General features: G+C 64.8%; 11 protein-coding genes. 8 read left to right on the top strand and 3 right to left on the bottom strand.

Annotated elements, in window-relative coordinates:
* Positions 1–17: 17 nt before the first annotated feature.
* The gene (locus IE126_RS09310; protein WP_054303037.1) at positions 18–983 is read right to left on the bottom strand and encodes an ABC transporter substrate-binding protein; all 966 of its coding nucleotides are present in this window, start codon (positions 981–983) and stop codon (positions 18–20) included.
* A 180-nt stretch (positions 984–1,163) separates the two neighbouring features.
* Here IE126_RS09310 and IE126_RS09305 point away from each other — a divergent pair, with 180 nt between their 5' ends.
* The 3 genes from IE126_RS09305 (at position 1,164) to IE126_RS09295 (ending at position 4,538) form a co-directional block, all read left to right on the top strand.
* Positions 1,164–2,087 carry a LysR substrate-binding domain-containing protein gene (locus tag IE126_RS09305; protein ID WP_054302886.1) on the top strand — a complete coding sequence of 308 codons (924 nt, stop codon included), beginning with the start codon at positions 1,164–1,166 and terminating at the stop codon, positions 2,085–2,087.
* 118 nt (positions 2,088–2,205) lie between these two features.
* The gene (locus tag IE126_RS09300) at positions 2,206–3,753 is read left to right on the top strand and encodes a trimethylamine methyltransferase family protein (protein WP_199750680.1); all 1,548 of its coding nucleotides are present in this window, start codon (positions 2,206–2,208) and stop codon (positions 3,751–3,753) included.
* A gap of 5 nt (positions 3,754–3,758) precedes the next feature.
* Positions 3,759–4,538, top strand: coding sequence for a pyrroline-5-carboxylate reductase family protein (locus tag IE126_RS09295; protein ID WP_189380784.1), 780 nt, complete (start codon positions 3,759–3,761; stop codon positions 4,536–4,538).
* A 2-nt stretch (positions 4,539–4,540) separates the two neighbouring features.
* On the opposite strand, the gene IE126_RS09290 is transcribed toward IE126_RS09295, so the two are convergent.
* Positions 4,541–5,164 (bottom strand): TetR/AcrR family transcriptional regulator, encoded by a 624-nt coding sequence (locus tag IE126_RS09290; protein ID WP_054302889.1) that lies wholly within the window; start codon positions 5,162–5,164, stop codon positions 4,541–4,543.
* A gap of 134 nt (positions 5,165–5,298) precedes the next feature.
* On the opposite strand from IE126_RS09290, the gene hpbA reads away from it, so the two are divergent.
* On the top strand, positions 5,299–7,335 hold the full coding sequence (gene hpbA / locus IE126_RS09285; RefSeq protein WP_189380783.1) for an N-methyl-L-proline N-demethylase HpbA: 2,037 nt from the start codon (positions 5,299–5,301) through the stop codon (positions 7,333–7,335).
* 130 nt (positions 7,336–7,465) lie between these two features.
* Entirely contained in the window at positions 7,466–8,854 is a 1,389-nt protein-coding gene (locus IE126_RS09280) for an NAD(P)/FAD-dependent oxidoreductase (RefSeq protein WP_189380782.1), read from the top strand.
* A gap of 5 nt (positions 8,855–8,859) precedes the next feature.
* On the opposite strand, the gene IE126_RS09275 is transcribed toward IE126_RS09280, so the two are convergent.
* Complete coding sequence (locus IE126_RS09275; protein WP_189380781.1) at positions 8,860–9,759, bottom strand: LysR family transcriptional regulator; 900 nt, start codon at positions 9,757–9,759, stop codon at positions 8,860–8,862.
* A 137-nt stretch (positions 9,760–9,896) separates the two neighbouring features.
* On the opposite strand from IE126_RS09275, the gene IE126_RS09270 reads away from it, so the two are divergent.
* The 3 genes from IE126_RS09270 to exaC all read left to right on the top strand — a co-directional run bounded on the left by IE126_RS09270 (position 9,897) and on the right by exaC (position 13,973).
* Positions 9,897–11,279, top strand: a complete 1,383-nt coding sequence (locus tag IE126_RS09270; protein ID WP_189380780.1) for an aspartate ammonia-lyase — start codon at positions 9,897–9,899, stop codon at positions 11,277–11,279.
* A gap of 96 nt (positions 11,280–11,375) precedes the next feature.
* A complete protein-coding gene (locus IE126_RS09265; protein WP_189380779.1) occupies positions 11,376–12,317 on the top strand; it encodes a GAF domain-containing protein in 942 nt (313 codons plus the stop codon).
* A gap of 135 nt (positions 12,318–12,452) precedes the next feature.
* Positions 12,453–13,973, top strand: coding sequence for an acetaldehyde dehydrogenase ExaC (gene exaC, locus IE126_RS09260; protein WP_054302895.1), 1,521 nt, complete (start codon positions 12,453–12,455; stop codon positions 13,971–13,973).
* Positions 13,974–14,134 lie beyond the last annotated feature (161 nt).

The raw sequence follows: 14,134 nt of genomic DNA, 5'->3' as shown, positions 1-14,134 counted from the left end.
CCGCCCCCCGATCAGGGTCACTGTGCGAAAGCGGCCAGTTTTTCCTTGGCTTCCGGGCTGACCCATGCCGTCCAGACATCCGGGTAGGTCATCAGGAAGTGCACCACGGATTCGTCAATCGAGGCCTTGTTTTCTTCCTGCCACGCCAGAACCTCGCCCATCTGCTGGTTGGTGAAGGCGACTTTCGACATCAGATCGACGACTTCGGGTTCGCGGGCGGCGAAATCGGTGGTCACGGCGGTCACGACCTCGGCGCTGGGGAAATCCGATTTTTTCGGATTGGCGCAGCCGACAGTCTGGTTGCAGACATGCGCCTCGGCGTCATAGGGGCCGACATCGACCTTCACCATCGGATATTTGCCCAGAACGGCGGTCGGCGCCCAGTAGTAGCCGAACCACGGTTTCTTGTCGGCATAGGCTGAGGCGATGGAGGCGGCCAGCGTCTCGCCCGAGCCGTGGTCGAAAACCGTCACGCCATGTCCGGCCAGATCATAGGCAACCTTCAGGTTATCGTTGGCCACTCGGCAGCCCCAGCCTTCGGGGCAGTTGTTGAACACGCCGCCCACCATGTCGGGATGCGCCAGAATACCGTCGATCTTGGTCAGCTCAGGATGTTCGGCCGCCAGATAATCGGGAATCCACCAGCCTTCGACACCGCCATCGGACAGTACATGCGCCACGGTCCTGACTTTGCCCGCTTCCTCCAGCGGCTTGTACTCCGGCAGCGAGTTCAGCCAGAGTTCGGTCACGATATCCGGTTTGCCGGTTTCCGCCACCGAGGCGAGCGCGGGCACAGTGTTCGAAGGAACCACGGTAACCTTGCAGCCATATCCTTGTTCCATAAGGAATTTCGATACGCCGGTCACGATCCCGGCCGAGGCCCAGTTCATTTCGGTGATCGTCACATCGCCACAGGCCGCAGCGGTCTGGGCAGTGGCAATCGTGGCCAGGACGGCCGATGTCACGAAGAGGCTGGCTTTCATCATTTGCTCCCTGCGCCGGGGAGGCGCCTCCCCGGCCTGTTGCTTTTGCCGGCTTGTTCCGCCGACTGGTAAGTGCCGTTGACGTTCCGTTGCGGAAGCTTTTCGCTCAACCGCAAAAATTCTCGACGTTTAGATAACTCTGAGTTATGCGTTTCGTAAAATCGCGACAGGAGGTCGAAAATGGTCAGTCTGCGGCGAACGATTTCCTCGCTTGGCGCATTGACCACCTTCGAGGCGGCGGCACGGCTGGAAAGTTTTACCCGTGCGGCCTCGGAACTGGGGGTGACGCAAGCGGCAGTGAGTCGGCAGATCAAGCAGCTTGAGGCCGAACTGAACACCGCGCTTTTCGTTCGCGCGCATCGCAAGGTCGTGCTGACCACGCAGGGGGCGGCGCTGTCCTCGGTGCTGTCCGGCTCGTTCCAGCGCATCGCCGAGATGATCGAGACGATCCGCCAGCCTGTCGTGCATGACAGCATCACCGTCGGGGCGACGCTGGCCTTCACACATTTCTGGCTTCTGCCGCGTCTGGCCGAGTTTCGCGCGGCTTATCCCGACATCAAGCTGCGCCTGGTGGCCGAAGACAGCATCACGGACCTGCGCCGCGACCGGCTGGACCTGTCGATCCGCTACGGCAAGCCGCCCTTTGAAGATGCGCGCAGTCTTGCCACCATCGCGGACGAGGTGTTCCCCGTGTGCAGCCCGCGCCTGCTTGCGCGGCTGGGGATGCAGGCGGCCACCGCCGATCTGGCGAAGATGCCGCTTCTGGCCTCGGATTGGGTGGACCCGGCCTGGCTGTCCTGGCGGTCCTGGGCCAAGCTGGCGGGGGAATCCCCGGCCATCGCCAAAGCCTCGGATACCAGCCGTCTGCGGTTCAACCATTACACCGATACGATTCACGCTGCCCTGCACGGCGAGGGTGTGGCGATTGGCTGGGCTACGCTGATCAACCCCTATCTGGTGGAAGGCCGTCTGATTCAGGTGGGCGGGCGCCGGGTGATGCTGGAGGAGCGCTATCACCTGATGGAACCGCATGGCCGCGAACTCTCGCCCGCTGCTGCGGCCTTCCGCGACTGGATCATCGACGAATTCGCTGCCGGTATATAACCTCAGATCATCGACTCGGGCCTTTTTTCTGCTCGTCACAACTGCCGCGCGGCGGCCTTAAGGTCATGCTGTCCCACGCTCTGCCGAAGGTGAAATCATGGATGACCTCAATACCGACATGAACGAGTCCGGCCGCGGGCGGCGCCGCAGCGGCGGGCGCGACATGCGCCGCAGCGAGCGCGGCACAGGTGCCACGCGCGGCGTGCATGTGCCCTACATCACGCGGGGCATCCCCACCTATGACGTGATGGGCGAGGAAAACCTGCTGAAGATCGAGGCCGCCGCCGACCGCATTCTGGCGGAAACCGGGCTTGAGTTTCGCGACGACCCCGAGGCGCTGGACCTCTGGCGTCGTGCCGGGGCGAAGGTGGAGGGCGTTTCGGTGAAGTTCGAACCCGGCATGTTGCGCGAGATCGTGCGCACCGCTCCGGCCGAATTCACCCAACACGCCCGCAACCCGGCGAACAATGTGCAGATCGGCGGCCGCAACGTGGTCTTCGCCCCGGCCTATGGCAGCCCCTTCGTGATGGATCTCGACCGGGGCCGCCGCTTTGGCACCATCGAGGATTTCACCAATTTCATCAAACTGGCGCAGTCGTCCCCGTGGTTCCACCATTCCGGCGGCACGATCTGCGAACCGACCGACGTGCCGGTGAACAAGCGCCATCTCGATATGGTCTATGCCCATATCAAATATTCCGACCGCGCCTTTCTGGGCTCGGTCACGGCGGCGGAACGGGCCGCCGACAGCGTGGAAATGGCGCGCATCCTGTTCGGCGCCGATATGGCCGACCGCAATTGCGTGATCATGGGCAATTTCAACGTGAACTCGCCGCTGGTCTGGGATGGCACGATGACGCGCGGCATGCGGGAATATGCGCGGGCGGGGCAGGGCACCATCCTCGTGCCATTCATCCTCGGCGGCGCCATGGGGCCGGTCACCAGCGCGGGCGCCATCGCACAGGCGCTTGCCGAAACACTGGCCGGTTGCGCGCTGACGCAACTTGAACGTCCCGGTGCGCCGGTGGTGTTTGGCAACTTCCTGTCCTCGATGAGCCTGCGGTCGGGCAGTCCCACGTTCGGGACGCCCGAACCCGCCATCGGCAGCATGGTCATTGGCCAGCTTGCCCGGCGGCTGAACCTGCCCCTGCGCTGTGCCGGCAATTTCACCACCTCGAAACTCCCCGACGCGCAGGCGATGATGGAGGGCACGATGTCCATGCTTTCCGCCATTCACTGCGGGGCGAATTACATCCTGCATTCCGCCGGGTTCCTCGACGGCCTGCTGTCGATGTCCTACGAGAAATTCATGCTGGACGCCGACCTTTGCGGCGCGCTGCATTCCTATCTGAAGGGCGTGCAGGTCGATGACGACCAGCTTGCCGTCGATGCCTTCGCCGAAGTGGGGCCGGGCAACCATTTCTTCGGCTGCACGCATACGATGGGCCATTACGAAACCGCCTTCTGGGACAGCGAGCTTTCCGACAACGAACCTTTCGAGAAATGGGAGGCTGCCGGGTCGGAGGATGCCGCGAGCCGTGCCAACAAGCTGTGGAAGCGGCGGCTGGCGGAATATGAGGCCCCGGCGCTGGACGAAGGTATTGACGAGGCGCTGCGCGATTTCGTGGCGCGGCGAAAGGCGGAAGTCGCGGATATGTGGTATTGATCTGCATGGCACAGGGCATTGCAATTCTTGGCGGAACCGGCTGGCTGGGGCTGGCGCTCGGACAGAACCTGCTGCGGCGCGGCTTGCCGCCGGGGGCTTTGCGCCTGCTCAACCGGCGCGGGCCGACGGCGGATTATGACGGCTGGCCGGGCGTTCACTGGGCGACAGACCTTGATGACCTTCTGGCGGGCGCCGGGGTTGTGGTGCTGTCGGTGCGTCCCGGGGATTACCACATCCCCGTCCCGCAGAGCTTTGGCGGGCTGGTGATTTCCTTCATGGCGGGCGTGCCGCTGGAACGGCTGGCGCGGGACTGGCCGCAGGCCACCATTGCCCGCGCCATGCCCGGCGGCGGTGCGCAGGAGGGGCAGGCTCATGTGCCGTGGTGCGCGGGCGAGATCCCCGCCGCAGCCGCAACCCGGGTGGCCGGGGTGCTGGGCGCCATCGGCATGGTGGATCGCGTCGCGGATGAGACGGCGCTGGCCTATATGTCGGCGCTGTCCGGCTCGGGTGCCGCCTATCCGGCGCTGATGGCGCAGGCAATGTATCACGACGCCATCAGGCGGGGCATCGCGCCGGATGTGGCATGGCGGGCCGTGCGGTCGGTGGTCTGCGGTGCCCCCGCGCTGTTCACCCAGGGCCCGGAACAGGCGGCGGCGCTGCTGGAAAGCTACCACGGCTATCGCGGTGTCACGGCGGCGGGGCTGACGGCGGCCGAGGCGTCGGGCTTTGCCGAGGCCATTACCGCGGCGCTGGAGGTCGCCACCGAAAAGGCCCTGAATTTCTGAGCCTAGAGGCCGAAACGACCCCGGAACCGGGCAATCTCGCGTGGTTCCGGCGGGCGCCCCGTGTAGATCTCGACATAGCTCGGAATCCGCTCCAACCGGGTTTCCAGCGTCTCGTCAGCCTGCATCGAGATATAGCCGATCTGCACCAGATAGATGGTGCGCGCCCGCACATCGGCATCCAGCGCCGCATGGCCCCAGCGTTCCAGCAGGGCAGCCAGCGCGGCCAGTCGCTGTTGATCAGCCTCGGCCACGCGGGCAAGGATGGCCGGGTCTTTCAGGCCCCAGCCGCGCATGGCGAATTCCAGCTTCGCGTCGAAGGTCTCGGGCCGCAGGAAACAGGCGATGACATTCAGCATCGCCTCCGTCTCCGTTTCGGCAAATTCACGCGTCGCGGCGGTCAGGGGGGTTGTGGTCCGCGCCTCCCACATCTCGGCCAGTGCGGCCAGCAGCGCGTCGCGGTTCTGGAAGAACCAGTAGAACGACGTCCGTGACAGCTTCAGCTGCTCCGCCAGCGGCAGGATTTTCACCGCATCCACGCCCTCGCGGATCAGCGCACCATAGGCCGCTTCCAGCCAGCCCTCGCGCGATCCGCGCCAGCCCGTTTCAGGTTTTTCCGTCTCTTCCATGACACGCAGACTAGGCGGAACGGAGGGTATCCGCAAGAAATGTTCTGCACTGACTGTTTTCTTGACAGTTATGAACATTTTTCCGATGATCCCGCCAGACTCACCTGCCAGCCCGCATCCGAAAGGCGCCCGCCATGTCGAACGACCCGCTTTTGCAGCCCTACAAGCTGAAGCATCTCACGCTGCGCAATCGCATCATGATCACCAGCCACGAACCGGCCTACCCGGAAGACGGGATGCCGAAGGGCCGCTATCGCGCCTATCATGTGGAACGGGCAAAGGCGGGCGTGGCGCTGACAATGACGGCCGGTTCCGCCAGCGTGGCGCAGGACAGCCCGCCAGTGTTCAACAACATCCTCGCCTGGAAGGACGAGGTGGTGGGCTGGATGAAGCAGATGGTCGATGAATGCCACGACCATGGCGCCGCCGTGATGATCCAGCTGACCCACCTTGGCCGCCGCACCCGCTGGGACAAGGCCGACTGGCTGCCGGTCGTCGCCCCCAGCCATGAACGTGAGGCGGCGCATCGCGCCTTTCCGAAGCGGATCGAGGATTGGGACATCACCCGCATCATCAGCGACTTCGCCGATGCCGCCGAGCGGATGAAGGCGGCGGGCGTGGATGGGATCGAGCTGGAGGCCTATGGCCACCTGCTCGAACAGTTCTGGTCGCCGCTGACCAATGATCTTGAGGCGCCCTATGGTGGCAGCCTCGACAACCGGCTGCGCTTTACCTTCGACGTGCTGCGCGCCATCCGTGCCCGCTGTGGCGAGGATTTCATCGTCGGCCTGCGCTATACCGGCGATCAGTGCCAGCCGGGCGGCATGACGGCGGCCGAGGGGCTGGAGGTCAGCCACAAGCTGAAGAACAGCGGGCTGGTCGATTTCCTCAATGTCGTGCGCGGGGCAATCGACACTGACCCGGCGCTGACCGATCTGATCCCGATTCAGGGTATGAAGAACGCGCCGCATCTGGACTTCGCGGGCGAGATCCGTGCGGCGACCGGCTTTCCGACCTTCCATGCGGCGAAGATCCCCGATGTGGCGACGGCACGGCACGCCATCGCCAGCGGCAAGCTGGATATGGTCGGGATGACGCGGGCGCATATGGCCGACCCGCATCTGGTGCGCAAGGTCATCGAAGGGCGGGAGGATGACATCCGTCCCTGTGTCGGCGCCAATTATTGCCTCGACCGGATCTATCAGGGCGGGCTGGCCTTCTGTCTGCACAACCCGGCGACGGGCCGGGAAGAGACGATGCCGCACAGCATCCCCGTTGCCCCCACGAAGAAGCGCATCACCATTGTCGGCGCCGGTCCGGCGGGGATGGAGGCCGCGCGGGTGGCGGGCGAACGTGGCCATGCCGTGACGGTGTTCGAGGCGGCCGACCAGCCGGGCGGTCAGATCCGCCTGACCGCGCAGGATGAACGGCGGCGCGAGATGATCTCGGTCATCGCCTGGCGTCAGGCGCAATGTGAAAAGCTGGGGGTGGATTTCCGCTTCAACACCTTCGCTGATGCCGCTGATATTCTGGCGACCAACCCCGACGAGGTGATCATCGCCACAGGTGGTCTGCCGCATACCGAGGTGCTGTCGGGTGGCAATGACCTCGTGGTCTCTGCCTGGGACATCCTGTCGGGCGATGTGAAGCCGGGCAGCAATGTGCTGATCTATGACGACGCGGGTGATCATGCGGCACTGCAAGCGGCCGATCTGATCTCGGCCACCGGGGCCGCGGTAGAAATCGTGACCCCGGACCGCAGCTTCTCGCCCGAGGTCATGGCGATGAACCTTGTGCCCTACATGCGCAACCTGCAAAAGCGCGACACCACCTTCACGGTGACCTGGCGTCTTATGTCGGTCGCACGCGAGGGCAATGCGTTGCGCGCCACGCTGGGCAGCGACTACGGCGATTTCCGGCGCGAGCGGCTGGTGGATCAGGTGGTGGTCAACCACGGCACCCGCCCGCTGGACGAGCTTTATTTCGAGCTGAAGCCGCAGTCGTCGAACCTGGGCGAGGTGGATTACCGCGCGCTGACCGCCGGTGCTGTGCAGGATGTGCGGCGCAACACCGAAGGCCGGTTCCGGCTGTTCCGCATCGGCGATGCGGTGGCGGCGCGTAACACCCATGCCGCGATCTATGATGCGCTGCGGCTGGTGAAAGACCTGTAATCCGGCTGCCGCCGCCCCGGCCTCCGGGGTGGCGGCCCGCCAAACCTTCCCCGTGGGGAATTGGCACGCCCCGGCGAAGGCCGCATACTGCGCGTGATCGACGGTGGTGCGGCGTGGCAAGGAGCGGAAGATGGACGTAGGGACCAATGGCGAAGTGTCGTTCTGGTATGCCGATATGGGCGGCGTGCCGGGCTATCGCCCGCCGCTGCCCGGCGACATCTCGGTGGATGTCTGCATCGTCGGCGCGGGGTTCACCGGCCTCTGGACCGCCTATTACCTGAAAGAAGCTGAGCCCGGCCTGTCCATCGCCATCGTGGAAAAGGAATTCGCGGGCTTCGGCGCCTCGGGTCGCAATGGCGGCTGGTGTTCGGGCGAATTTGGATGGAGCCGCCAGAAATACCTGTCCTCCGGCAGCCGTGCGGGGGTTATCGAATTTGAACGCCAGTTACGCGCCACCGTGGACGAGGTGAAGCGCGTGACGGAGGCCGAGGGCATCGACTGCGACTTCCGGCTGACCGATTGCCTGACCTTCGCCCAGACCCCCGCACAGATGGCGCGTCTGCGCGCGGATTACGAAACCGCGATGTCCTGGCAGGTGCCGACCACGCGGCTGGAACTGATCGGCGGGGCCGAGGCGGCGGCGCGCATCCGGGTACCCGATGCGCGGGGCGCGCTGGTGCGTCACCACGTCGCCCGCGTGCAGCCCGCCAAGCTGGTGCGCGGTCTGGCTGATGCGGTGGAAAGGCGCGGGGTGGCGATTTATGAACAGACCACCGTGACCGGCATCGCAAAGGGCCTTGTCACCACGAACCGGGGCAGGGTTACGGCGCACCGGATCATCCGCGCCACCGAGGGCTTTACCCATGGCATCCCCGGCAACGAACGTCAGTGGCTGCCGATGAACAGCGCCATTGTGGTCACCGAACCACTGCCCGATGACCTGTGGCGCGAGATCGGCTGGGAGGATCATCAGCTTCTGGCCGATGCCTCGCATGCCTATTGCTATGCGCAGCGCACGCGGGGCAACCGCATCGCCATGGGCGGGCGCGGCGTGCCCTATCGTTTTGGCTCGAAAACCGATACCCGCGGCCAGACCCAGCCGGAAACCATCGAAAAGCTGAAGGACATCCTTTATCGGATGCTGCCGCAGACGCGCGGGCTGCGGCTGGATCATGCCTGGTGCGGGGTGCTGGGCGTGCCGCGCGACTGGTGCGCCACTGCGGGGATGGACCCGCAGACCGGCATCGGCTGGGCGGGCGGCTATGTCGGGCTGGGGGTCTCGACCTCCAATTTCTCGGGGCAGACGCTGGCCGATCTGGTGCTGGACCGCCAGACCGAACGGACCGCTCTGCCCTGGGTCAACCGCCGCCCGCGCAAATGGGAAGTGGAGCCGTTCCGCTGGCTGGGGGTGCATGGCATGTACTGGCTTTACCACCGCGCCGACCGGAACGAAGCGGCGGGCGGCGGCAAGACCACCTCGCGCCTTGCGACCTGGGCAAACCGTCTGACCGGGCGCTGAGCCGCTCAGCCCGTGCTGCTGCTGACGAGGCGCGACCAGAACCGTTCGACCTGCGGGCTGGTGGCATGGGCGTTGCGATAGGCGGTAATCCCGATCGGCTCGGCCATCTGCGGCATGTCGCGCGACAGATCGGCCAGCGCCCCGCTGGCCAGTTCCGCCGCGACCAGCTTTTCGGGCAGCCAGGCAATACCCAGCCCTTCGATCACGGCAGTTTTCAGCGCGGCGCCGATACTGTCCTCATAAACCGTATCCAGCGACAGCGCGTCGCCGTTGCGGGCGAGGATCGTGCGGGTCAGCCGCCCCAGAAAGCTGCCTGGCCCCGGTGACAGGAAGGGGATGTTTCCCCCGTCCAGCCCATGCAGCGCCTGCCCGGCCATGGCCTTCGACACCGGGATCAGGCGGTCGCGGTCCAGCGGGCAGACCGTCTTGCCCGGCAGGAAGCTGCCGGTGGAAATCGTGTCATGCGAATAACAGATCAGCACATCGGCAGAACCGGAGGTCACGGCATCCACGCATCCGGCGAAATTATCGGCAAAGACCCGGAACCGCGGCCGCGCACCATGATCGTACAGATTGCGCAGGAAAACAGGCACATAGGCCACGCTCAGCGATTGCAGGCAGGCAATGCGGATACCCGCCCGCGCCTCGCCCGCCCCCGCAAGCTCGGCCCGCGCGGTTTCCCATTCAAAGATCAGGCTTTGCGCCACCGGCAGAAATTTCTCACCCGCCGGGGTCAGCGTAACCGGATGCACGGAACGGTCGAACAGCACCGTTCCCACCGCATATTCCAGCTTCTTGATGCGGCGGGTGAAGGCAGGTTGCGTCACGTTGCGGATTTCCGCCGCGCGCGAGAACACCGAACATTCTGCCAGCGTCACGAAATCCAGCAGCCAGACCAGTTCCATTGCATGCTCCCTGCCCTTTTCGGCATTGATCATACCGAAAAGGCATCATGCAAAAAAGGCATGATAAATGTATCAACGGCATTTCCGCAAAAGACAGCGCCGCGACATCCTTGGCACAGCAACAACGGAGAACTTCCATGCGTGTCGAACGGGATCAGCTTGGCGTCGTCGAAATCGCCGATGATCTGGCCTATGGGGCGCAGACCGCCCGCGCCGTCCTGAACTTTCCGATTTCGCGCAGCCGCCTGAAGGACGAGCCGGAATTCGTGCGTGCCCTCGCCATGGTCAAGCAGGCTGCCGCGCGGGCCAATCTGGAACTGGGGGTCCTGGCACCGGAAAAGGCGCAGGTCATCACTGCCATCACCGACCAGATCATCGCGGGCCAGCACCACGATCATTTCGTGGTTGATCTGATTCAGGGTGGCGCGGGCACCTCGTCGAACATGAACGCCAATGAGGTCATCGCCAATCTGGGCCTGCGGGCGATGGGGCATGGCTTTGGCGAGTACCGCTACCTGCATCCGAACGACGATGTGAACCATTCGCAATCCACCAATGACGTCTATCCCACGGCAATCCGGCTGGCGCTGCTGCACCGGGCGCGGGCGCTGACCACCGCGCTGGAGGTGCTGGCGCTGGCGTTCCGCAACAAGGCGACAGAGTTCGCCGGGATCACCAAGGTTGGCCGTACCCAGTTGCAGGATGCGGTGCCGATGAGCCTTGGCACCGAATTTGCTGCCTTTGCTGCCACGCTGGCCGACAGCGTGCGCCAGATCACCGCCGCAAGCGAAGGGCTGCGCGTGATCAATCTGGGTGGCACAGCCATTGGTGACGGTATTCTGGCACCTGAAGGGTATCGCGCCCGCGCCATTGCCGCGCTGTCGGAAATCTCGGGCTTTGATCTGACCGGCGCAGACGACCTGTTCGCCGCGGGCTACGATCAGGGCGCGCTGGTGCAGTTTTCGGCGGCACTGAAATCCGCCGCGCTGCGAATGTCGAAAATCGCCTCGGATCTGCGGCTGCTGTCCAGCGGGCCGCGCGCTGGTCTGGGCGAAATCATCCTGCCGCCGGTACAGGCCGGATCGTCGATCATGCCGGGCAAGGTGAACCCGGTGATCCCCGAGATGGTCAATCAGGTGGCCTATGCGGTGGTCGGCAATGATGTGACGGTGACGATGGCAGCCGAGGCGGGTGAATTGCAGCTGAACGCGATGGAACCTGTGATGCTGTGCCGTTTGCTTGAGTCGCTGAGCCTGATGGAAAACGCGGCCAACACCTTCCGCACGCGCTGCGTTGACGGGATCGTGGCGGATGCCGACCGTTGCCGCGCGCTGTTTGAAGGCAGCCTCGCGCTGGCCACCCGGTTGAGCCTTGATCTGGGCTATGACCGCACCAGCGCGCTGGTCTACCGCGCGAAACGCGAGGGGATCGGTCTTGTTCCGGCGCTGGTTACGGAGCCGGATCTGCCAGGGGATCTGGTGGCGAACCTGACCGGCACGGTTCAGCGCAAAAGCGCCTGATCCGGCACAACTGCGCCTTTGGTCGCGTTGCGGACAGGCGGGATGGGTGCTTCTGTGGGGAAGGATCGGCAGAGCCGACGCCCCGGAGGACCGCAGATGCAGACATCCCTGTCCCGCCACCTGCAAAGGATCGAGGTGGCGCTTGCCAACGGGCAGGCGGCCCGATCCGCCATCGCGGCCTCCTGGGCGCGGTCGGCGCATCTGCACGGGCTGGACCCGACCCGCCGCCATGCGGTGCCCCGCCTGACACAGGCCGAGCTGGCGGAGGCCCGTGACCGGCTCGGGCCGCTGCCGCTGCTGGCCGCGCCGCATCTGGACCGGCTGTTCCAGATCGTCGGCGGTCTTGGCGCCTGCGTCGTGCTGGCCGATGCCGAAGGCGTGGCGCTGGACCGGCGCGGCAATCCGGGCGATGACCGCGATTTTGCCGACTCCGGTCTCTGGACCGGCGCCAACTGGTCCGAAGCGGAACTGGGCACCAATGGCATCGGCACCTGTCTGGCCGAGGGGCGGGCAGTGACCATCCACCGTGATCAGCATTTTCTGGCCCATAACACCGGCCTGTCCTGTTCCTCCGCGCCCGTGCATGATGCGCAGGGACGGCTGGTGGCGGTGATCGACGTTTCCACCGCCCGCGCCGACCTGCCCGAGGCGGTGGCCTCGCTGATTGCCCATACCGTTGGCGATACGGCCCGGAAGATGGAGACGGATCTGTTCCGCGATCATTTCCCGCGCGCCCGTATGGTGCTGGTGCCGGGCCTGGATCAGGGGCAGGGGGCGGTGCTGGCGGTGGATGCCGATGATCTGGTGATCGGCGCCACCCGAGCGGCGCGCACCCATCTGGGGCTGAGGGGCGATCTGTCTGCCATGCCGCGCCCGCTGGCTGATCTGGTGCAGCTGGAAGCGCATGAACGGCTGGAAGATGCCGAGCGCGCCGTGCTGAACCGGGCAATGGCGCGTGCCTCGGGCAATGTTTCCGCCGCCGCCCGTGCGCTGGGGCTGAGCCGCGCGACCATGCACCGCAAGCTGGGCCGGACCTGAGATTTACGCGCCCCGACTGTCTCAAACCTGAGACAGTCGGGCGGCGCGAACCTTCGTGCCCCCGGTGACCGACTCATCCCCAGACCCCATGCTTTCCCCATGGCCGCAAGGAGGCGGCTTCGGAGGAGGAACAGCATGAACCAGATGACACAGGCCGATTTCCGCACGGTCTCGCCCTTCAAATCCCGCTATGACAATTTCATCGGCGGACGTTTCGTGCCCCCGGTGGCGGGGCGCTACATGGACAATATTACCCCGATCACCGGCGCGAAGGTCTGCGAAGTGGCCCGTTCGGATGCCGCCGACGTGAATGCCGCGCTGGACGCCGCCCATGCCGCGAAAGACGCCTGGGGCAAGACCTCGGCGGCGCATCGGTCAAACATCCTGCTGAAGATCGCGGATGTGATGGAAGCCAACCTTGATTTGCTGGCCGCGGCCGAAACCTGGGACAACGGCAAGCCGATCCGCGAGACGACCTTTGCCGACATTCCGCTGTCGATCGACCATTTCCGTTACTTTGCCGGTGTCCTGCGCAGCCAGGAAGGCACCATGTCGGAAATCGACCATGACACCGTGGCCTATCACTTCCACGAGCCGCTGGGCGTCGTCGGTCAGATCATCCCGTGGAACTTCTCGATCCTGATGGCGGCGTGGAAACTGGCGCCCGCGCTGGCCGCCGGCAACTGCATCGTGATGAAGCCCGCCGAACAGACCCCGGCGGCCATTCTGGTGCTCGCCGAACTGATCGCCGATCTGCTGCCGCCGGGCGTGCTGAACATCGTGAACGGCTATGGTGCCGAAGCGGGCGACGCGCTGGCGCGGTCGAACCGCATCGCCAAGATCGCCTTCACCGGATCGACGGCCACGGGCCGCAAGATCATGGAAGCGGCGACGGTGAACCTGATCCCGGTGACGCTGGAACTGGGCGGCAAGTCGCCCAACATCTTCTTCAGCGATGTGATGGCCGAGGATGATGCCTTCCTTGACAAGGCGGTCGAAGGCTTTGTGCTGTTTGCCTTCAACCAGGGCGAAGTCTGCACCTGCCCATCGCGCGCGCTGATCCAGGAAGACATCTACGAGGAATTCATTGCCCGCTGCATCGCCCGCGTGAAGGCGATCAAGCAGGGCGACCCGCGCGACATGGCCACCATGGTGGGCGCGCAGGCCTCGCGGATGCAGCATGACAAGATCATGTCCTACCTGCAAATCGGCCGTGATGAAGGCGCCGAGGTGCTGGTGGGTGGCGATGCCGCGCGCTTCAACGGCGATCTGGCGGAAGGTTTCTACATCCAGCCGACCATCCTGAAGGGCCACAACAAGATGCGGGTGTTCCAGGAAGAAATCTTTGGCCCCGTCGTCAGCGTGACCACCTTCAGGAACGAGGCTGAGGCGCTGGCCATCGCCAATGACACGATGTACGGCCTCGGCGCCGGTGTGTGGACCCGTGACGGCACCCGCGCCTATCGCTTTGGCCGCGCCATCGAGGCAGGCCGCGTCTGGGTGAACAACTACCACGCCTATCCGGCCCATGCAGCCTTCGGTGGCTACAAGCAGTCGGGCATCGGGCGCGAAACGCACAAGATGATGCTGGACCATTATCAGCAGACCAAGAACATGCTGGTCAGCTACAACCCCAACAAGCTGGGCTTCTTCTGAGGTCTTCATGGCACGCAGGGTTGCCCCGCGTGCCACAGCCATGACGGAAACGGGCGCAGTTGTGCGCCCGTTTTTTCATTTGCATGTTTGTGTTCAGTATCGTTCCCGCCTTCCGGGCGTCAGACAGGCCAGCGGCACCGCGCTGCGAGATATTCCTGCGC

Source organism: Gemmobacter nanjingensis, assembly GCF_014652195.1.
GTDB lineage: Bacteria > Pseudomonadota > Alphaproteobacteria > Rhodobacterales > Rhodobacteraceae > Gemmobacter > Gemmobacter caeni.
The sequence above is the reverse complement of the archived record's forward strand: the minus strand, read 5'-3'. Positions and strand labels throughout refer to the sequence as shown.